The sequence below is a fragment of the Marinifilum sp. D714 genome, from assembly GCF_030851345.1.
In the GTDB taxonomy this organism is placed as follows: Bacteria; Bacteroidota; Bacteroidia; order Bacteroidales; family Marinifilaceae; genus Marinifilum.
This window is the reverse complement of sequence record NZ_JALPNU010000001.1, coordinates 119,272-141,661: the sequence shown is the minus strand read 5'-3', so window position 1 is coordinate 141,661 and position 22,390 is coordinate 119,272. Positions and strand designations below refer to the sequence as shown.

Here is a 22,390-nt window from a genome sequence, read left to right as displayed (position 1 = left end):
AATTCTATGAAAAGATATATAAATATATTACTAATCAGTGTTTTGCTGTTTGGTTGTTCAACAGATGATTTTTTAGAAAAATTGCCTCCGTACGAGGCTGATTTAGATGGGGCCATCACCAATGCTAAAAAGGTTGAATTGGCTTTAATCGGGGTGTATGCAAACTTATCTGCTGATGCTTACGATTCAAGGGATATTATGGTTGAAGGTAGTTTTAAAGCTGGTACCATGAGAAAACCTGAATGGTGGACAAGAGGAAATGCTGTTTGGTATTACGAACGCTACTGGCCAGTATTGTATGGTAATGGAAGTAATGAATGGTCCTATGATTATGGATTGATAAAGAATGCCAATTTTTTGTTGTCTGCTATTGAAGGAATTGATGATTTTGAAGGAAACAGAAAAGAAGAAATTGTTGGGGAATTACACTTCTTAAAAGCTTTGGCCTATGAAAGATTAATGCTACGATTCACCCAGCATTGGGATATGGATAGTAAGTTGGGTTTAATTATTCGTAACGATTTGCCTTCAATTGAAAATGTGAAGAAAGATCGATCTACAGTTGCTGATAGTTATGAAATGATTCTGGAAGAGTTGGAGATTGCAATAGATAAATGTCCTGACTATTCAGAATGTTCGCAAGCTTCAAAAGTAGCTGCCAAAGCTTTAAAAACAAGAGTACTTTTTCAGATGGAAAGATATTCAGATTGTATAAACATGGCAGATGAAGTATTGGCTCATACTGAAAATGCCTTGGCCCCTGATTATTCAACAATTTTCACTGATTGGGGAAGCACCAACGAAATTTTGTTCGGAAGAGTATTTGGAGATTCCGAAGCACCTAGTCTTGAAACGCGAATTACCTCTTTCAGTTCTGGTAAATGGGGACCATCATCAAATTATATCAGTTTGTTGGGTGATGATCCAAGGTACAATACAATTATTGGAGATACTGTAGAGGTTGATTATCGCTATGGAACAGCAGGAACTGTTTATGAAAACCCAACCGTTAAAAAGCTGGTGAATTCATCAAACAATTTACCATTAATGTATTTGCGTACAGCAGAAATTTATTTGTTGAAAGCCGAGGCTATCTATCGCAATGGAGGTTCTTATGACGATGCTTACGCACCAATTGCTGCAATTAGAGCGCGGGCAGGAGCCAATCCTGTTCCTCATGCAACACAAGAGGAAATTGAAACTGCAATTTGTAACGAGTGGTTAATCGAAATGTCATTTGAAAACTGGCATGAATATTTTGCATTACGCCGTTTTGGAGCAGAAAAATTATTGGAAAGAAATGATATTCTTAGAGAATCGTTAGATAAAGCCATTGAGAAGGGGAGCGATGCTGAAGCTCAATACCGTCAGCGTATTGAAGATTTCAGAATATCCTCAATCCCATCTAGTGAGACGAATGGAAATCCAGTAGAGCAAAATCCTGGTTATTAAAAATTCAAATAGTTATAAGGTATGCAGTTTCCGTACAGTACTGCATACCTAATCCTTATTTTAGATTGAAGATGACTTTCTTTATTAGTTCATTTTTAGTGGAGATATTGCTAAAAAAAATGGGGAGAATCATCACAATAAAAGAGATAGAATGATGAAGCTAAAAATATTGCAAATTTTATTGTTGCTTTTTCTTAGTAGCAGTGTTTTTGCGGAAAAAACAGAGGGAATTCAGTTTTTTCATGGCAATTGGAAAGAGGCCAAGGTAAAAGCTCAAAAGGAAGACAAGTTGCTATTTATAGATTTTTACACGCAATGGTGTGGACCATGCCTAAATATGGCTAAAACAGTGTTTGTTTTGCCAGAGGTTGGGGAATTCTACAATAGTAAATTTGTTTGCCTAAAGATAGATGCTGAAACAGAAGAAGGTAAATTGCTGGCTAAGAAATATGCAGTGAAATCTTACCCAACTTATGCATTCATAAAACCTGAAAACGAAAAGATTGTACACAGAAGTGGAGGGAGAAAATCATCAGAAAAATTTATTGCCGTTGGGAAAGCAGCATTGCAGCCTCAAACCACATCGGAATACATCCTTTCACAATATGATGAGGGGAATCGTGACCAGTATTTTATGATCAATTACGTAAGGTATATGTCATCAATTTACAAACGAGATGCTGTAAAGGCAGGCTTCGATGAAATCATTAAGAATGGAGGAAAATTAACCGAACCTGTAATATGGAAACTGTATAATGATTGCATTTTAGGATATGATAATACATATTTGAAAGAGGTCTCCGATAATTACAACAAGTTTGTTGAACTATTTGGGAAGGAAGAGGTTGATAAGAAGTTGGCAAATGAAACACAGTACTGCAGTGCAGAAGTAATGACTACATTGTGTGATTTTGAAGGAAAAGAGTTTAATATTCGATTGAAGAAGATTTCTGATAATATTTATTCCAAAAAGGATTATAAGCAGGCTACAAAATCGATCGATGCATTGTTAGCTGATTCCACGCTTAACAAACAAAAGGTGATTGATCGATTAAAGTTCTTGGTAAGGCTAAACAAACGTTACGGACCAGATTATCCCGATGAATGGTTTTACAAATGTGTAGAGTATTTGCGTTATATCGCATACAATGATACCACAAGGGATGATGCGAGAATACATTACGATTATGCCTTGGCCCTGGAAATGATGCTTGAGAGAAGCGCCAAAACTGGAGTAGAGATTCCTAAAAATCTACAAACAGCACCTGAGCTTGGCAAAAAGGAATACTCAAGTCGTCCCACTGAGTTAAAGATGAAGCCGAAGTATCGAAAAAAATAAATGCCTAACAAAAGAGGGTGTCCAAAAAGTTCAATATTATTGTCATTCTGATCCCGAGGACTCAGGAGAAGAATCTGTCCCTTTGATTAACAGATGTTTCACTTCATTCTACATGACATTGTATTCGATTGAACTTACTTTTTGGACACCCTCTTTTTTATTTTGAAAGGATTTTAGATTCCTACAAATACTTTTTTACAATCTCATCCATCTTCTCCAATTCCGATTTTACCCATTTCGAAGGAAAGAAGGGTTTGCAAAGTTCTTTTAATTCTTCATTCAGCACTTTTATCTTACTCACATATTCTTCTTTGGGTGATTGTGTCTGAAGTTTGTCATACATTAGAATCATCTGTCGTTTTGCCCAAAAATAATCTGAAGGAGTGTTGTGTGCTTTTTCAAGCATTTCCTGAATAGATTGTATTGCCTTTTCATAATCTTTAGATAGTCGACTGATGGTAAATTGTGTCATGTAGGCTGAGCCAAATGTTGGCATTTCAGCTATATATTTACTAGCATATTCATTAGCCTTTTCTTTATTCTCAAGGTTTAGATAGCATCTCGAAAGCAGATTGTATTTGTAAGCTGGCTGTAATTCCAATTGATTCACTTTTTCAATCATCTGAAGATAATCTTCCTTTTCCAATTTCTTTTTTTTGGAATAATTTTCCCTATACCATTTTTTAAAGACCAATCTGTTTTTCAGGTAATCTTCATCAGGTATAGTTTGTTTCTCTTTATAGATAGAAACATCTTGTGTCGCAATATCATATTCTAAAAATTGATTGCATCCGGCAAGCATTTCGCCATAGGCAAAATAGATTTTTTGATTGGTGTTGTCCATGATGCAGGACTTTACAGTGATATCATTGTTTATGGAACATCCCCATGAAGTATCATGTGGCAATTCGTAGTAGGCGGTAGACGAAACCATTTGGTATGCCTTTTCTACCAAGTTTTTGTTAGAGATGTTTTGGTAAAGCTCTTTAAGCTTGTCTTCTCGTGTGATATTGCTTTCTCCATGCATGTTAATCGGACTGTATTCAAATCTTCCTTTTTCAGATACAGCAAGGTTGGTAACACCAACATAATTATCCTGCATTTTATTTTTGATGCATTGTCCTCTGGTCAATTCATACATCGCACCCGAATGATCCTTATTGCTACCAACGGTGATAAACCAGCCATGTGTGCTGTAATTGTTAAAGATTTCATCAACCTCGTTCAATTCATCTGCATTTTCCATTACATAGCGCAACTCAAAAGGCATGGGCATGCCAGTCACATAATCACTTTCCATTTTGTCTTCGGGTATTGGGCAGCCATTCATATTAATCGACATACTTAGCCCATTGTGATTCATACCCGTATAAGCACCGGGATAGCATACGAAACTCAGAATGGTAGTTGGAATTTTATCCTTTCGATGATAATTCACAATTAAAGGGAACTTGGTGAAAACTTCAATTCCAGGCCAGTCGAGGTTTCTGCCATGCACTATGCCATTCTCATTTTTTAAAACAAAGGAAGTACAACTAATCTCAAAAAAGATTTGAGGAAAGTAAGCAATGGTTTTTACATCTCGCAAGTTTAGGTCGCAACCTTCAGCCATTCCTTCCAATTCTTGTATAAATTCTTTAGGCATCCGCTTTTCTATTTTCCTGATTTTGGATTGCAATACCATATTGGCAATCCATTTTTTTAGAAAAAACTTGCCAACATATTTTTCCACAACACTGTCAACTTTAACCTGCATTTCCACGATTTGATCATTCATTAGAACGCCGTACTGTAAACCCATTTCGTAAGAGTCACCTTTAACAGTTAGGAAAGGAACTCCTTCCTTTACAAACAGACTTCCCTGGTGAAAGGTTCTGATTCCGTTTTTTTCATTGTATTGGTAATCTTTTGCGTAAATCAGCAAAGAGGATAGAAGAAGAGCTGTTAAAATGCTCAGGTGTTTTAATTTCATAGCAATGATACTTAGCTTAACAATTGATTTAGGTTTTGAAAGTTATACAAACTTTTAACAATTTATTAATTGCCAGCCAAGTATTGTGCCAAATGATCATGTGTAAGATTAACAGTAAGTTGAGAAATGGGAAGGAGGATAATTGTTGGATTATCCAACAGTATATGTTCGATTACGATAAACAATCTTTATTATTGTTCACTGTTAATATTTCACTCCTGTTATTATTTCCGACAAGTCCCATAATTTCTTAGCAATTCCTTCATCATGAGAAAGTTTATTTGATTTTACTTTTACCGGATATCCTTGCATTTCGAAGAATTTAGCCGGACCATAGTAATCGCCTGCTTTTGCATTGGGGTCGAATCCCGCACGAAGCGATGGTAAAATCCCCATGGCAGGAACTTGTGAGAAGAAATTGTTCAGAAATCGAATTCCTCCTTTATGTCTTTGTAGTTCGGTTCTTGTCCAACCAGGATGAGCTGCAGTTACCATGGGTGCATCAGCATCATTTTTGAACTTTCTTACCAATTCGTAGGCAAAATACAGGTTTGCTAATTTGCTGTCGCCATATGCCTTGTTGGTATTGTATTTTCTGTTTTCCCAATTCAGGTCAGATAAATTAATATTTCCGAATTTGTGTGCAACACTTGAAGTAACTACAATTCTTGAATTCTTGGTCTTTTTAAGCAGAGGCATTAAAAGTCCTGTAAGAGCAAAATGTCCCAAATGATTGGTTCCCATTTGCACTTCAAAGCCATCTTCTGTTTTGCCAAAAGGACACATCATGATACCAGCATTATTGATGAGAACATCCAACCGGTTGAAATACTTGTTGAAGTTTTCCGCAAAATCTTTAACCGATTCCAAACAGGTTAAATCAAGTGGCATAACTTTAATAATGGCTTTCGGATTTGTATTTTGAATTTCAGCAGCAACCAGATCTCCTTTCTCTGTGTTTCGTACTGCCATAACCAGAGTGGCCTGCTTATCAGTCAGAATTCTCACAGCTTCTTTTCCAATTCCACTTGTCGATCCCGTTACAATTATAACTCTTCCTTTCTGATTTGGAATATTGGATTCATCCCATTTCATGTTTGTCATACTTTTTCTTTTAAATTATCTTATTTTGTTGCTAATGACAAAATTAGAGGAGTCTAATTTCAAAAATGTATAGTAATTACTGAAGCTTGTACTCTTTTTACAGTTAAAATGAGATTTTTAACGATTAAGTCTTTACTCTACCATTTTATTAAAATTAATGATTAGCTTGTTGTACGTGTATTATAATTCTTGAATCAGATTAAACTCTTTGGCGTTGGTAATTTGCATTAAATCCATTGGATTTAGTTTTACTCTAAAATTTACTTTTCCACCGCTAACAATAATTTGCTCCATTGATACAGAACTAATCTCTAAAAAGGTTTGGTATTGTTTTTTCATGCCAACCGGCGAGCATCCTCCTTTTATATAGCCAGTGTTTTGTAACAATTCCTTTTCGGGTAACATCAAAATTTTCTTTTCACCTGCAGCTTTAGCAGCTTTTTTCAAATCCAATTCACTCGACAGCGGAATGATAAAAACGTAGAGCTCATTGCTAATGCCACGTGTAACAAGAGTTTTGTGAATAAGAGAAGCATCAGGATCACTCATGTCTCTGGCTTTTAGATTGGTGGAATCTTTCGCCTCATAGTTAACTCTATGTTTATCAAGTAGTCGTAATGCGTTTGTTTTAATCGTCTTTGCCATAATGTTTAATTCTTAGAGGCGAAATTAAAAAAAATGGATTAGTCAGGGAACAATATGATCTTTTACCAAGAAAGTTTTGGAAGTAGGGGGATATATTGCATTCCAAGTTTAAGGTATAAAAAAAGACCCATCTTTGTTTGATGAGTCTCTTCTGGTGAACACGGAGGGAGTCGAACCCCCAACCTCCACAGCCGTAATGTGGTGCACTATCCAGTTATGCTACGCGTCCGTTTCCTTAAAAAGGCGGTGCAAATATAGGAAAAATTACCCATTAATTGCAAGTCTTTTCAGTAGAAAATACGAAAAATCATCTTTTTTGTTTTACAATCAAGTAATTAAATTTTGATATTTATTGGATGATAGATTAGATCCAATTTTTATTTTTTTGAGCTTGATTTTATCAAAGTTTATTGCATAAAAAAAGACTCATCTTAGTTTGATGAGTCTCTTTTGGTGAACACGGAGGGAGTCGAACCCCCAACCTCCACAGCCGTAATGTGGTGCACTATCCAGTTATGCTACGCGTCCGTTTTTCCTTAAAGGCGCTGCAAATATAGGGAAAAATAGAAATGCAATGCAAGTGTTTTTTATATTTTTTTTGTAAGATGAAACTTCCAGAACCCTTTCCAATTCTTAAAAAACTATAAATCTTTCAGATAGAAGGAAAAGATCAATCGAAAAAAAATTAATTTTACATTTACTGGAATTTAAAATCATCAGTTGATGTAATTCTCTAAGTATTTTTCTATTTTTGTTATGTAAAACCAAATTGACTTTTAGCAATGAAGAAGTTTCTTAAAATTTTCGGAGGAATTGTAGTTTTCCTTTTAGCACTACTGATTATTCTACCTTACTTTTTTAAAGATCAGATATTTGAAAGGGTAAAAGCTGAAATTGATAACAATGTTGATGCAAAAGTAGAAATCGGAGATCTTTCTCTATCAATGCTTAAAAACTTCCCAAACCTTTATATTGAATTGCAAAATGTAAGTGTGGTGGGTAAAAATGAATTTGCATCGGATACATTGGCTTTTGTAGGCAAACTTTATACAGCTGTAGATTTATCTTCAGCTTTATCAGGATCGCAAATTAAAGTAGGTGCGATTGTGTTGGCTGATTCAAAAGTAAATGCGAAAGTTTTAGAAACAGGCAAGGCCAATTGGGACATAGTAAAGTCAACAGGCGAAGAAGTTGTGGAAGAGGAATCGGGAGAAGCTTCTGACTTTAAAGTAATTTTTGATGAGGTTAGAATAGAAAATTTTGGATTGCTATATGATGATGCCGCTATGAAGGCTGTTTTTGCGGTGGAAGATTTGGATTTGAACTTAAGTGGTGATTTTTCGGCAAAGGAAACCAACCTAAATGTTGCAACCACTTTAACCGGTATTAGTGTTGATTATGAAGGAGCCAAATACTTGAACAATGCAAGCCTGAATTTAACTGCTAATCTTGCAGCTGATCTTGAAAACATGATCTTTAAATTCATGGAAAATCAATTGGGTATTAATGATCTGCACTTTGGGATTGATGGTCAGGTAGGAATGCTTGACAATGGATATAGCATGGATATTAAATTAAATGCTGAGAAGACAGATTTCAAATCATTATTAGCTATGGTGCCTGAGGTATTCAAATCTGATTTGGAAGGTCTGGAAACTTCAGGTGAATTTGAATTAAATGCTTTTGCAAAAGGAGAATACAAAGAAGAATTGTATCCTGCTTTTGGAGCCAAATTAAAAGTGGGTAAAGCAAGTTTAAAATATGCTGACTTGCCAGAGTCAGTGCAGAACATTCAGATTGATGCCCAAGTGAATCATCCAGGAGGTGAATTGGATTTGCTTACAACAGACGTCAATAAATTCCATTTTGAGGTAGCCAACAATCCTTTTGATGCAGAATTACATATAAAAAATCCAATAACAGATCCACTTTTAAGTGGATTCTTTAAAGGAATTGTTGATTTTGAAAAGATTAAGCATGCCATTCCTATGGACAGTATAAATATTGCTGGTATGGTTAATTCTGATGTGGTTTTTAAAGGGCGCTACTCGGTAATTGAAAAAGAGGAGTTTGAGAAATTTATGGCGAAAGGAAGTGTTGTGTTGAATAATTTTGTATTCACAACACCAGATTTTCCACAAGGAGTTAAAATCATAAAATCAGTTCTTGATTTCACTCCACGTTATATTAGCCTTAACTCATTTGATTCTAGAATTGGAAAATCAGATATTCAGCTGAAAGGAAAGATTGAGAATTACATTCCTTATGCAATGAAGGGGAAAGTTCTTAAGGGTAATTTTAATATGAGTTCGAAGATGATGGATTTGAACGAATTCATGACCGCAGAAGCTGAGGAAGTTGAAAATTCAGCAGATACAGTTCCATTGTCGGTTATCGAGGTTCCTGCAAATCTAGATTTACGATTAAGTTCATATTTTAATACCATTCGTTTTGATAAAATGGACATTAAAGATGTTAAAGGATTAATCGTGGTAAAGAATGCATCAGCCAAGCTTACCAACCTTTCTATGAATATGCTTAAAGGGAATATGACCATGAATGGAATGTACAAAACCATTGATGTGACTAAGCCTGAGATTGATTTTGGTTTAGACATCAATAATTTTGATATCAACAATGCATACCATTCACTAAGTATGATTAAGCAAATGATGCCAATAGCCATGAACTGCGAAGGAAAGGTTTCATCGGATATGAACATTACTGGTTTGCTTGATTCTGAAATGAATCCAATTCCTGCAAGTTTAAATGGAAAAGGAGCTTTACATTCTCGCAAAATCTTAATTAAGGAAAACAAGGCTTTTGATGCTTTGGCTGCAGCCTTAAAAAATGATGAATACAAGAGAATTTCTGTTACTCAATTCGATATGGAATTTGAAATCACAAATGGAAATGTGCTTGTGAAACCATTTACGACTAAAGTTGCAGGTAATCCGGCAACCATATATGGAACACAGTCGGTTGATGGCAAGCTTGATTTCACCATGGATATGAAATTGCCAAAAGAAGATTTGGGAGGTGATATCAACAAACTTTTTGCCCAGGTACCAGGTCTTGATAATGTACCAGCATTTGATGTAGCAGTTAAAATTACCGGAACGGTTGATAATCCCGTGGTAAAGCCAGATTTAAGCAAGGCAATAAAGCAGGCTCAGAAAGCAATTGCCAAAGAGTTAGAAAGAAAAGCCAAAAAGGAATTAGAGAAAAAAGGAAAAGATCTGTTGAAGAAACTATTTAAGTAATTACTAGAAAATAATATTGAAAGCGGATGACTATTGGGTTATTCGCTTTTTTTGACTTTAGTGCAATAAAAAAGGACGGCAACCACTCCGTCCTTTTTCATATTCACTTTAAAACCTGAACTTTCCATGGAAAATTCATAAGCAATATATGAATAAAATTAAAATGGAACAATTTAATAGATTAAAAATAATTAAACAGGGTGTTGTCGAACAGATTAAATATCATTTGAATAATAGCTTTAGAAAAGGAAAAAATAGGAGAGTATATAAAATACAAAAGAGGATGGTAACCACTCCATCCTCTTCTATCTATTCACTTTAAACCTTAAAAACGGAAATCGTTTTGAATCTTCTACGCCGTATGTTTTTAAAAGGTTCTAAAAAAAGTGGTATTTTAACTCATTCTAAATAATTTCAAAGGCGAAATTTCAATAATTCTGACATGGTTTTGTAATATTCATGCTCAATTTCAAGATAAGTATCAACACTTTCGTAATAATAAATATTCTCTGTAAGGTATTCAATACTTGATATTTCGCCAAGGGTTAAGGCCTTTTGAAGAAGTGTGTCGTAATGCTTCTCTGTAAAAACCCCTTTATACTCTTTCATACTTTTCTCAAGGTTCAAAAAGTTTCGAAAAAGTTTCAGAAATTTATTCTCAAGTTCCATTTTGCCAATTAAATATTCTTCTCTATTAAATTGTTCCAGCAACCTTGCTCTTTTAACTTTGTTCTTATTTTCCCATAAAGGAATGCTAAGTCCAAGTTTAATTCCATTGGCTTGTTTCATGATATCAGAATTTAAATAGCGATATCCAATGCTAAACTTGGGTAGCGAGTTTGTTTTTACAAGAGAAGTTTCTTTGGCAGAAATTTCCTCTTTAGTACTCAATAGCTTTAATTGTGGATCAGCATTCAATGATTGAGTTAATAATTCCTTCATACCCTGATCGATACTCATTAAAGGATATTCAAGCAAGTTGAGATCAATTTGCTTACCTCCGTTTAGTTTAATAAGATCATCAGTAAGGTTAGAAACTTTACTCTCAATCATTTTTAATTGATTTGCCGTATTCAAACGAAGCATTTTAATCTTATTGGCTTCAAGAATGGTTGCATCTCCTTCCTCCAGTCTTTTTTGGAACAAATCATTTAATCTTTCCGCATTGGTCAATCTGGATTGAAGTTCTGCTTTTTGTTTGTTGTAGTAAATCAGCTTAATACAAAGCAGTTTTGCTTCCAACAGGATGTCTTGTCTCGATTTTGCTTTGTAGTTTTCCGTATTGGCAATTTGCGCCTTTTTAAGTTGATTCTTATACAGGTAACTTGTCGGAAAATCAAAACTTTGACTTACCAATATTTCATATGGTTTTCCTTCATCTGACGAAAAGCTTTTTTCCCATTCCAGTTCAGGATTGTCCAAATTGGTTTGCGCTTTGAATCCTAGATTCTGTGCTTCAAAAAACTGTTCGTTTGCTTTTAGTACAGGATTGTTCTTCTCGATTGCAGAAAGCACATCCTGAACAGTATTCTGAGCCTTTGCAGAAAGGCTCAGAATTGATATCATGATTACGAATACAATTTTATTCATCTTCTTGTTTTTTCTTGTTTAACACCAAATAAACGATCGGAATAACATAGATATTAAGCAGGGTAGAAGTAAGTAAACCACCCAATATTACAACTGCCATTGGGCTCTGAATTTCATTACCAGGCTGATCGCTTGCCAAAGCCATTGGAATTAATGCCAGTGCTGCCGTTAATGCCGTCATCAAAATAGGACTTAGTCGATTCACCGATCCATTTAAAATGATCTCTTTTAACTGTAATCCTTTTTCTTTTAGGCTCTGATAGTTGGATATTAGCAAAATTCCATTTCTGGTAGCAATTCCAAATAAGGTAATGAAACCAATAATTGCGGGAATACTTAGCATGCCTGAAGTGAAGAAAATGGTAAATACTCCACCAATTAATGCCAAAGGAAGGTTAAGCATGATGATTCCAGCCAATTGAGAACTTCTAAATTCCTGAAATAACAACAGAAAGATGATTAGTAAACTGAAAATCGAGGTGATCATTAAAACTTTTGATGCTTTTGCCTCACTTTCGAACTGTCCTCCGTACTCAATACGATATCCTTCTGGTAATTTGATATTCTCATCAACACTGTTTTGTATGTCAGCTACAATGCCACTTAAATCTCTATCGGCAACATTGGCCGAAACAACCAGTTTGCGTTGTACATTTTCCCTGTTTATGGTATTTGGTCCTGATAAAGGTTGGATATCCGCCACATAGCTAAATGGAATTTTTTTCCCATCCCATGTGTCAATTAGTGCATTTCTTATGGCTTCAATACTTCCTCGATTCTCTTCGTTATATTTCACGATCAGGTCAAAAGCTCTGATCCCTTCAAATACATCAGAAACCTTGGCGCCACCAAATGCTACATGAATAAATTCCGAAAACTGGGTGATGGAGATGCCGTATTTTGCCAGCATATCTCTTCTTGGTTTAATTCTTACTTGGGGGATTTCTACCTGCTGTTCAACGTTTACATCCACTACACCTTCAATAGTTGAAATAGATGTTTTAATTTGATTCGCAGTCTGAAACATGAGATTCAAATCGTCACCAAACATTTTGATTGCAATATTGGCTTTTGTACCAGACAGAATATGGTCAATTCTGTGACTTAAAGGCTGACCAATAGCAAAGTTTACTCCTTGAATTTGATTCAACTTCTCACGTACCTCCTGTAGAAATTCTGATTTACTTCGATCGGTCAAAGTAAATGGAACTTCTATTTCCGAAGTGTTTACACCAAAAGAGTGTTCATCCAATTCTGAACGACCTGTTCTTCTGGCTGTCAATCGAACTTCGGGAATAGTAAGAAGTGCTTCTTCAGCCAAGACCTTAACTTTATTTGATTCCTCAAGAGCAATTCCTGGTTTGGTAATGGCAGTAATGGTTAAAGAACCTTCGTTAAAATCAGGCAAGAAGTTGCGTCCAAGGCTTGTTAAAGTAATAATGGATGCAATAAACAAAACACCAGCACCACCTAATATTAATTTTTTGTGATTTAAAGCTTTTTGAAGCGAACTCTTATACCCTTTATTTAAACGAGACACCAACCAACTCTCGTTACTCTTTTTATCAAGCATTTTATCGCTTGTAAGCATGAAACTACACAAAACGGGAGTCAGAGTAATGGCTACAATTAATGATGCAAATAAGGCAACGATAAATGCGATGCCAAGGGGTTGTAGCATTCGTCCTTCCATTCCGCTAAGGAAGAAAAGAGGTAAAAATGCAGCAATGATGATAAAGGTTGCATTAATAATGGATGATCGAATTTCGCAAGAAGCATCGTAAACTACTATTAAAGGATTTTTACGTTCTTCTTTTGGCAGAAGATGATTTTGTCGCAATCGCTTGTAAACATTTTCCACATCAATAATGGCATCATCTACCAAATCACCAATGGCAATTGCCATTCCTCCAAGCGTCATGGTATTAATGGTAATGTCTAAAAACTTAAGGGTAATTACAGTTACCAATAAAGAAATTGGAATCGCCAACAGTGAAATCATTGTAGTTCTGTAATTCATTAAAAACAGGAACAGAATTACAATTACAAAAACAGATCCTTCCAATAAGGCTTTTTGCACATTGCCAATGGATGAATTAATAAAATCCGCTTGTCGGAAAATGTGCGTATTTACATTCACACCCTCAGGTAATGATTTTGCGAGTTCTTCAATCGAAGCATCAAGCTTTTCTGTCAATTTTAGAGTGTTAACGCCAGGTTGTTTTTTAACGGTCAGCAAAACCGATTGTTTGGCATTAATGGTTCCCAATCCAATTTTAGGAGCTGCTGCAGCTTTAACTTCAGCAATGTCGCTAATTCGGATGGGTACATTCTTATACATTTTTACAACCGAATTGCCTAGCTCTTCAAAATCAGAAGTTCTCGCAATTCCTCTAATGTTGTATTGATTTCCATATTCGTTAATGAATCCACCAGCTGAGTTTTGATTCGTAGCTTCAGCCGCTTTCATCAACTCATCGATACTTACATTATAGTATCTCATTTTTTGTGGGTTGGCAAGAATCTGATATTGTTTGTATTCTCCACCAATAACAACAACCTGGGCAACACCATTAATGGCAAGTAAATGTGGCCTGATAGTCCAGTCGGCAATGGTTCTTAACTCCATAGGGTCAACATTGTCCGATTGAAGTCCAATCATTAATACTTCACCCATAATTGAGGATTGTGGTGCAAGAGTAGGGTTACCAGCACCTTCGGGTAACATTTCAGACAAAGGCATTAGTTTCTCACTAACAATTTGTCTGGCCTTGTAAATGTCAGTTCCCCATTCAAATTCAATCCAAACAATCGAGAATCCTGCCGATGAGGATGAACGTAATCTTCTAACATCAGTGGCTCCATTTACGGCTGTTTCTATTGGAAAAGTAACAAGTTTTTCTACTTCTTCCGGTGCCATACCGTGAGCCTCGGTCATAACAACTACTGTTGGAGCTGTTAAATCCGGAAACACATCCACATCCATATTTAATGTAGTGTAGCTGCCACCAATAATGAGTAAGGCAGAAACAAACATTACAAGAATGCGGTTGTGTAGCGCATATTGTATGATTTTATTTAGCACAATGTATCTTTTTAAATTCTTAATTCGGTTAATTGATCCAGGCTCCTAGTGTTCGTGAGAATGAGCTGGTAATGATCCTGCAAGGGAAGCAAGTTTTACAAAGTATGCTCCTTCGCTAACCACTCTTTCGCCAGCACGAAGACCTTTTATGATTTCTACCTCACGACCATTGTCGGCACCTATTGTAATAAATCTTTTCTCAAAGCTTTCACCTCCGGTTTGTACAAATACATATTTCAAACCTTGATCTTCAAGAATTGCCGATTTTTCGATGTGCAATACATTTTTGGTATGTTCAGATTTTAGATAAACCTCAACAAATGAGCCTGAGTATAGTTCTGGCGTTAAGTCCAATTCAAAATACAATGGCGTAGTATAATCATCCTCATGAATATCTTTTCCATAGGCTATCATTCTGCCATTTAGCTCTTCGGTGCTAAATACCTTATTGCGATAAGGAAGTTTAAAGTTTGCCGATTTAATATTAGGAAGTTCTTTTAAATGCTTTTGGTAAACATCCGCTTTCAGCATCAATTTTGAACCCTGATCTACTTTGGCAAGTACAGTACCTTTTTCAACATATTGACCTTCGTTCACAAATACGTCGCAAACAAATCCGTTTACCGGAGAAAGAATGGAAAGTCCGCTGGCATTATAGTTTTTGTTGATGCTGTTGAATTTAACTTGGGCATTTTCGTAAGCCGCTTTAGCTTCTAAAAATGTTTTTTCCGTTACAATTTTATCTTCTCGCAAAGAGCTTGCTCTATCGAACTCAGCTTTGGCTTTTTCAAGTTCCAGTTTTGCTTCGATATATAGAGTAGACAGGTTGTTACCAGCCAATCCTTTCCCGGTAATGATAAATAATGAAGTATTCTTGTCAACTGTTTTACCTGCAACAATATCGGTAGAACTAAAATGAACTACACCACTGGTTTTGGCAACCACTTGCTTTTCCATATTAACCGCAGGTTGTAATGTACCAGTTGTTTTGATAATGTTTTGGAAGTTTGAATTTTTAACTTCAGAAGTAGCAAAATCAATTTTCCAGGCTTGTTCTTTTAAAAAGCCAATTTCATTATCACTTGATGTTTCATGATCATCTGCATTATCAGCATCTTCATGATCTTTATAAACAGGGATGTTTTTAGCTACGAACTTTTCTTTGCCATACTTCGAATTTACCTCAAATACCAATGTAGCTGAGCCAGCCTTTTTAGGCATTAGTGCAGGTGTGAAAATACCATCTCTTGCAGGCGAATTTACCGTGTTCGAGTACCCTTTTCCTGCTACCATTAAAATGACTTTAACGCTTCCTTCGGTGTAAGGTTTATAGGTTTTAAGATTGGTTAAATGTGTAGTAAACTTCGAAACATGATCCAGCATGAGTTTAGGAAACTCCACGAATAACTCCGTATTCTCGTTGTACAAGGTCAAACTCATTGTTGAATGATCCTCTTCATCATGTGCTGCGTGAGTATCAGGGCCATGTGCGTGTCCGCCATGATCGTGTCCATGCGAATTGTTATTTGGTTTACATGCTATTAAAAATGATAAGGCTAAGCTTATCCAGATATATCGTTTCATTTTTTTCTCTTTCTTGTATTTATAACTCAAAATTTCATTAGCTGAGTCGGAGTTAACTTTCTCCAACTCAGCTTTAATGTTTAAGGTCTACATGATTTTTAGTGGGTGAGTTACTAAATAGTACTTAAAATTAAAATGTATAGTGTAAACATTACAATCACTCATTTAAGCTTGTATTGAATAAACTGATTTAAAAAACATTTTCGTACACACTTTAAGTACTACAAGTATTCTAAGTACTTTAGGCACTTCTTTAGAATTACCCATTATAAATCATTCAGCACCATGTTTAATGTTTGTGTCCGTGGTCGTGATCGTGGTCATGTCCATGATCGTGACCTTCTTCGTGCTTGGTACTGTCTACATCAAATTCTTCTTGATGGTGAGCATCATTATCATGAGAATGTGAATGAGCTCCATCACCGTGGTCATGATCGTGATCATGTCCTTCATGAGAATGGATTTCTTCTTTTTTCTCTGATTTTTTACCTGCATTACCACAGGAGGTAAGTACTAGTCCACAAATGGATAGGACAAATAATAATTTTTTCATAGGATTGAAATTTGAGTTAGGTTGCAGATACCAGTTGATAATTCACTTAAGAATACCTGGTGAAAGCTCTACAACTTTTGTTATAAATAATTTGAATGTTTTGCGTATTTGTACATGATTTTATTGTACTATAATATATGATACAATAATATCATGACAACTTTAATAAGTTGTTGAATTTCAGCCTTAGGCTAAGAATGAATTGGGCGGACCTCTCCTGTGAGGAATGAACCTGATCGGCTCGGGAGTTAATTTTTGATTGCGTAAATTAAAGCTTTGAAGCTTTTGAGTTTCTTCACAATCTAACTGAATGTTATCCGATTGTAAAAAAACTTTGTAGGCATTATCCTTCTGAACTCTATTGTGAGTTAGAATACAACATGTTTCCGCATTTGCTTCATGAGAATGGTTCCAATGAATACCATTGTGTTGGTGTGTATTGGCATGTGAATGTTCATATAGATGCTGATGAACCTGAATTACCGAAACATGATTGTGATCATCAATCTGGTGTAGGTGATGATTATGAGGAATGATATCATGAGCCAACAATACCAACATTGGTATTATCATTGCTAAGCACATCATATAATTTTTCAAATTCCTCATTTACGAAAATGTTTGCGACAAATATAAATTTTCAAAGATAGAATTCCAATACCTAAATCATATGATTATGATTTCTTTAACAAAAAATCCATGAAATACATTTCATGGATTTACAAATATATAGAATTGTTTAGCTGCTAATATAGTTCGTGGCTAATTTTACCTTCGAGTTTTTTAGCAGGATTTCCTACATAAACACCCCATTCTTCCGTTTTTTGTTTTGTTAAACTTGCACCCATAGCAAGTAAAGTTCCTTTTGCCAAATGCGAATAATCTCTGATGGTAGCATTAACACCCAAAAAACAATGCGATTCAATGGTGCAGTGTCCCGACATTACAACATGTGATGTAAAAAGCACATGATCTTTTATTTCACCATGATGACCAATGTGGTTACCGCTCCATAGAACTACGTTATTGCCTATTTTGGTGAAAGGTTGTAATGTGTTATCCTCAAGAATAAAACAGTTTTCTCCTATTTCATTGCCACATACCGTTGCTTTTGAGCTGATGTATGAAATGTATTCATAGCCTTTTTCTTTTCCGGCCAGGTATACTTTCTCTCTTAACTGATTCATTTTTCTTCCAGTCATGGGGGCAAACAATTTGTATTGGCTTGGTGGATATTTATCTTCCAAACTTTCGAATGCAACCACTGGCAGTCCTTTAAATGATTTTTCTTTTAGATATTCCTGGTTTACAGTGAAAGCAACTACTTCGTTCTCACTATCATGCTCAAGGTACCAATGAGCCAATTCGGCTGTATCCAATATTCCGAAAATAATAACTTTAGCCATGTTGAAATTTGTTTAAGGTGAATGATTAAGAAATTTTGTGATAACCTACAGTACTTGTGAATATTGTAGATTATTTTGTTATTCTATTTAAATTACTGAATATCACAATGCAAAACAAATTTGATTTTACATGATTAGGAATAGGTGCTTCGAAAAACGCACAAAAAAAAGCTCGCAGAATATTCTGCGAGCTTTTCAATATTTTTAATCTAGCCTTAAGACTCTTTGCTACATTCTTTTTTGCAATCACTTTTGCATTCTGTTGTTGCTTCTGCTTTGTGATGATCACATTCTCCAGAGCATTTTTTTTCTGTAGTTTCTGCAGTGGCTTCAGTTTTTGTACCGTGAGCACAACCAGCACATTCTCCTTTACATTCTTCTTTTTTCTCAGCAACTACTTCAGTTTTTTCTTTTGAACAACAAGATTTTTCTGATGTAGCTTCTTTTTTAGTTTTGTTTCCACAAGAGCTTAGTACGAATCCGCAGATTGCGATTGCAAATAATAGTTTTTTCATTTTTCTGATCTATTTAATAAATAATAATTACCCCGTTGTTTAACGAAGCGTGAATATATCTGTTATTTGCGGGTTTTGCAAGCTCTATAAAGAATAGATTTGTTAAAAATGTTTTAACAAACATCTCTTTGTAATGTATGCTTTCTAAGAAAAAAATCAATAAAAATATAAATTAAATCAAGTTAAAAGCTTGACATATAAATATAAAAATGCTAAATTGGTGTGTTGCATAATAAAAAGGCATACGTTAAGTGTATTGTGGAATCCTATTAATCCTAAGAAAGCACGTGGATTCTTTTTTAAAACAAGAGAAAGTAGCAAAAGGGAATCCGTTTGTAGAAAGAATGAACGAGTAAGTAGCAAAAATGAACGAATAAGTAACAGGAATGAATAGGTAAGTAGAAGAAATGAATCGATTTGTAGGAAGAATGAATGAGTAAGTAAGAAGAATGAATGGATTAATAGCAAGAATGAATGGATTAATAGCAAGAATGAATGGATTAATAGCAAGAATGAATGGATAAATAGAATGTTGAATCGTGAAGTTGAGATTTATTAAGGAGAAGGGGAAGACAGATTTTAAATGAGAAGAATTGTTTAACCAACTAAATAATAATAATCAAACTAGAAAATCATGGCAAGTTATTTTAAATTTAGACGTGAAGAATTACCAGTTGTAGGTCATTTACTATTAAGCTTATTGCAACGCGATAGAGTAAAGTTCGAAGAATACTCACCAAAATACAACGATGAATTCATTGCTTCTGTAAGTACTCAAATCCACAAGGTACAAGATTTAACAACTACCCAATCCCTAACCGGGGAAATCAAAACCATAACCAGTGAATTGTATCAAAGTTTGGATGATTTGATTCCTAAACTAAACAGATTGGCCAGCTATGTGCAATCTGCAAACAAATTGCTTGTGGTGAAATATGCCGACTTTGGCATTCGTGAAGCTAGAAAAGATATTAGAAAAAGAAATGTTGAAGCATATTGCGCAAGGCAAAAAGTAATTGAGCAGAATATTGCCAAAAATATCGATCAGCTTAAAGCAGAAGGTTACAAAGAGGAATTTGGCCTTGAAATTCAGTCTGACACAAAGGCTATTTATGAGAAAAATCTTCTTCAGGAGCAGAAGTTAAGAGAACGCAAAGAACATGTAAACAATAATCTTGGCGAATTTGATATTCTTTGGACAATGCTTTCGGATATATCGAGAAAAGGAAAAGTAGTAATGGCTCATGACAAGCAAAAAGCAGAAGAGTACATGTTTACCCATATCATTAAAAAAGTAAGAAATGTTTCTGTTAAGAAGACTCCTGTTGTAATAGCTCCTCCAGTTGTAACAGAGCCAGCAAAAGAAAAAGAAGAACCTCAAATGGAAAATGTTGAGTCGTAAATAAAATAAAAAAAATAGTAAAGAGACTTAAACTCTATTAAAGGTCTCTTTATTTTTTTTGTTTGAGAAAATAATGTCAATAATTTAACTAAATCACAAAACAAATGAGAGAATTAAAAAAACTAAGCTTGATTTCGATTTGCCTACTAATAGGTTTTATTGCAAATGGGCAAATTCAGTGGATGAGTTCATATGCCGAAGCAAAGAAAATTGCTAAAGAACAAAACAAACTAATAGTAGTAGATTGTTGGGCCAACTGGTGCGGACCTTGCAAAAAAATGGATGAGGATGTTTGGGAAAAAGATGATATGGAAATTTACGCTGCAAAATATGTTTTTGTGAAATTGGATTTAAGTAGCGGTTTTTCAAATCCAGATTTTCTGGTAAAAGCAATACCAAAAATTTTTATTACTGACGCATGGAATAATCAGTTTGAGTCCATTACTGGGTATCAATCGCTTAAGCGAATGGAAAATTTACTTACTGCTTACAGTTTTTCTTTAGAAAATATTTATAAATCTACAGTTGAATTTGAGAAAGACGATGAAAATGTTGATAAGGCATTGCAGCTTGCAATGTGTTATCAGAAGCAGAGTACGTTAGTTGAACATGATGCTAAAAAATCTCTTAAATATAAAAGCAGATTTTGCTTTAAGCAGGCCGAGAAACTATTAAAAAAATCGAAGAATAAGGATTTATCACAAAAAGTACAGATACTATCTTGCTTAAATAAAAGTGGTAAGAAAGCTTTAAAAGTTTTAAGTTCTTGTAAACCGTGCAACGAAGAGAATGGAAATTTGAAAGCAGCATTACTCGCGAGAATTTATTTGTCTTTAGAACAAGTTGATAATGCTAAAGAGCAATATGCAAAAATAAAAGACTTGCAACTTCCGTATTATGATTTTATTGCATCGGAAAGAAAACAGTTGCAGTAAGTCAATAGATATTGGGTTTGCAGATTTTAAGGAATAAAAAATAAGTGTATCTCTAACATGAAAGGGATACACTTATTAAAAATTTGTGATTCATTGGAATCATCTGGTCACACGACCCACATTGATCATTACTTTCTGAAGGCATAATTGTATTCTTTGTTGTTCGAAACTAAACGTACTTTGTACTCTCCTTCAGGTAAGGCTGCAACATTAAACTTCTTTGAAAAAGTTGGAGCTGATGTATATGATTCTTCGAATACTTCATTTCCCAATGCATCAGTAATAGAAAGGTTGAATGTTTTATTTTCAAAAGCAAGGTAACTAACATACAAGTTGTTGTCTGCAGATCTGAAAAAAGTTTTTTCAGCAAGTTCTTTAGAGTCTGTAACTTTAAGTTTTTTTCCTTCAATGACGAACTCTTTTTCAACATTTTCTTCTGCACCACTTAGTACAATTTTGTAAATACCATCTTCCAAATAAGAAAAGTCAAATAGTTTCTGATCGGTAGTTGCGCTATTTACTTTTTTAGAGTAGTAAAGGTTTCCTTCTCTATCGTAGATTTTCATTTTTAAAACCGATTCAGTAGGGTTGATGATAGAAACGATAGATAAATCTGTATCCAAATATGGATTGATTTTAATGTTACCAGTGGCAAAAGCTGAACTTGCGCCTAAGAATAGTAATGCTCCCAATACAATTCCTTTTAGATTTACTTTTTTTGTTTTCATACGAATAATATTTAATAATTAAATGTTAATAAAATCAGCTCTTGATTATTCTCTCATGCTGACATTGTAAATCTATGTATTATTCGTAGAAATGATCTAAATAAAATTCCCTGAAAGTGGAAAAATAACAAAAAAATGAACTTATAACGGTTGCGGAAACTCCCGAAATTGTTTGCGTTACATTGATTTAATAAAGAATTTTGTCATTATTAACATGATTTGTCCATTTTTCATGTTTATGATAACGTTTACGGAAAATTGCAAAAAGGTCAAAACGTCATTTTTTAGCTTGTCCTGATAAAAAAGTGATCAAAAATGTTGGAAATCTTTGTTTCGAAAATGCTCATTTGGACCATTAAAACTTCATTCCCGTTTCTTTTTGAAGAAATTTATTCTGTGTCGATTTCTAATCACAGATTAATATATTTCATCAATCGTTTTGATTGCTGATAGGTATTGAACTATTTTTGGTGCAAAATTTTAAAAATATGCGAATAAAGTTTAAAGCATAGACTTAAAGATTATCTGATAAAAAGAATTTGTGCTTGATGGGCATTGGAAGGACATGCTACTTATCCGAAGAAAATTTTTAGAAAGGCGGGGAAGCTTCGAAGAATTGAGAAGATCACCCCGCCGCACTTAAAGTTTTCAAGTAGAAGAAGATTGTTCTTACGCGCCCTTCCCGAAGCTTCGGGATTGTTTACTTTCTCATCAATGGAGAAAGTAAAAGCCTTCCGGCTTGAGGAAAAAGGCATATAGGTAATTTTCAAACTATAATTTGCATATCATACCAATAGTGTTTAAAAATTAAAATGGT

Annotated in this window: 16 protein-coding genes and 2 tRNA genes; 5 read left to right on the top strand and 13 right to left on the bottom strand. The window is 34.7% G+C overall.

The annotated features are described in order from the left end of the window. Positions 1-6: 6 nt before the first annotated feature. Positions 7-1,452, top strand: coding sequence for a RagB/SusD family nutrient uptake outer membrane protein (locus tag M0051_RS00555; protein WP_306739597.1), 1,446 nt, complete (start codon positions 7-9; stop codon positions 1,450-1,452). Positions 1,453-1,603: 151 nt separating this feature from the next. Further along, positions 1,604-2,791, top strand: a complete 1,188-nt coding sequence (locus M0051_RS00550) for a thioredoxin family protein (protein WP_306739596.1) — start codon at positions 1,604-1,606, stop codon at positions 2,789-2,791. 181 nt (positions 2,792-2,972) lie between these two features. On the opposite strand, the gene M0051_RS00545 is transcribed toward M0051_RS00550, so the two are convergent. The 5 genes from M0051_RS00545 to M0051_RS00525 form a co-directional block, all read right to left on the bottom strand. Next, entirely contained in the window at positions 2,973-4,763 is a 1,791-nt protein-coding gene (locus M0051_RS00545; protein WP_306739595.1) for a C45 family peptidase, read from the bottom strand. Between the two features lie 204 nt (positions 4,764-4,967). Further along, on the bottom strand, positions 4,968-5,867 hold the full coding sequence (locus tag M0051_RS00540) for an oxidoreductase (RefSeq protein ID WP_306739594.1): 900 nt from the start codon (positions 5,865-5,867) through the stop codon (positions 4,968-4,970). Positions 5,868-6,047: 180 nt separating this feature from the next. Beyond that, entirely contained in the window at positions 6,048-6,512 is a 465-nt protein-coding gene (locus M0051_RS00535; protein WP_306739593.1) for a YbaK/EbsC family protein, read from the bottom strand. Between the two features lie 152 nt (positions 6,513-6,664). Then, a tRNA-Arg gene (locus tag M0051_RS00530) sits at positions 6,665-6,741 on the bottom strand. Positions 6,742-6,963: 222 nt separating this feature from the next. Then, positions 6,964-7,040, bottom strand: a tRNA-Arg gene (locus tag M0051_RS00525). A gap of 254 nt (positions 7,041-7,294) precedes the next feature. Between M0051_RS00525 and M0051_RS00520 the strand changes: the two genes are divergently transcribed. Further along, complete coding sequence (locus M0051_RS00520) at positions 7,295-9,775, top strand: AsmA-like C-terminal region-containing protein (RefSeq protein ID WP_306739592.1); 2,481 nt, start codon at positions 7,295-7,297, stop codon at positions 9,773-9,775. 414 nt (positions 9,776-10,189) lie between these two features. On the opposite strand, the gene M0051_RS00515 is transcribed toward M0051_RS00520, so the two are convergent. The 7 genes from M0051_RS00515 to M0051_RS00485 all read right to left on the bottom strand — a co-directional run bounded on the left by M0051_RS00515 (position 10,190) and on the right by M0051_RS00485 (position 18,508). After that, a complete protein-coding gene (locus M0051_RS00515) occupies positions 10,190-11,365 on the bottom strand; it encodes a TolC family protein (protein WP_306739591.1) in 1,176 nt (391 codons plus the stop codon). After that, positions 11,358-14,450 (bottom strand): efflux RND transporter permease subunit, encoded by a 3,093-nt coding sequence (locus M0051_RS00510; protein ID WP_306739590.1) that lies wholly within the window; start codon positions 14,448-14,450, stop codon positions 11,358-11,360. The genes M0051_RS00515 and M0051_RS00510 overlap by 8 nt, the downstream gene beginning before the upstream one ends. Before the next feature lie 45 nt (positions 14,451-14,495). Further along, positions 14,496-16,034, bottom strand: coding sequence for an efflux RND transporter periplasmic adaptor subunit (locus M0051_RS00505; RefSeq protein WP_306739589.1), 1,539 nt, complete (start codon positions 16,032-16,034; stop codon positions 14,496-14,498). A 289-nt stretch (positions 16,035-16,323) separates the two neighbouring features. Beyond that, entirely contained in the window at positions 16,324-16,587 is a 264-nt protein-coding gene (locus tag M0051_RS00500) for a hypothetical protein (RefSeq protein ID WP_306739588.1), read from the bottom strand. 186 nt (positions 16,588-16,773) lie between these two features. Then, the gene (locus M0051_RS00495) at positions 16,774-17,196 is read right to left on the bottom strand and encodes a hypothetical protein (protein WP_306739587.1); all 423 of its coding nucleotides are present in this window, start codon (positions 17,194-17,196) and stop codon (positions 16,774-16,776) included. 137 nt (positions 17,197-17,333) lie between these two features. After that, positions 17,334-17,993 carry an acetyltransferase gene (locus M0051_RS00490; RefSeq protein ID WP_306739586.1) on the bottom strand — a complete coding sequence of 220 codons (660 nt, stop codon included), beginning with the start codon at positions 17,991-17,993 and terminating at the stop codon, positions 17,334-17,336. Positions 17,994-18,208: 215 nt separating this feature from the next. After that, positions 18,209-18,508, bottom strand: coding sequence for a hypothetical protein (locus tag M0051_RS00485; RefSeq protein WP_306739585.1), 300 nt, complete (start codon positions 18,506-18,508; stop codon positions 18,209-18,211). A gap of 634 nt (positions 18,509-19,142) precedes the next feature. Here M0051_RS00485 and M0051_RS00480 point away from each other — a divergent pair. Both M0051_RS00480 and M0051_RS00475 read left to right on the top strand, forming a co-directional pair. Then, a complete protein-coding gene (locus M0051_RS00480) occupies positions 19,143-19,910 on the top strand; it encodes a hypothetical protein (RefSeq protein WP_306739584.1) in 768 nt (255 codons plus the stop codon). A gap of 104 nt (positions 19,911-20,014) precedes the next feature. Beyond that, positions 20,015-20,845, top strand: coding sequence for a thioredoxin family protein (locus M0051_RS00475; protein ID WP_306739583.1), 831 nt, complete (start codon positions 20,015-20,017; stop codon positions 20,843-20,845). 128 nt (positions 20,846-20,973) lie between these two features. On the opposite strand, the gene M0051_RS00470 is transcribed toward M0051_RS00475, so the two are convergent. After that, complete coding sequence (locus tag M0051_RS00470; protein ID WP_306739582.1) at positions 20,974-21,573, bottom strand: hypothetical protein; 600 nt, start codon at positions 21,571-21,573, stop codon at positions 20,974-20,976. Positions 21,574-22,390: the final 817 nt, after the last annotated feature.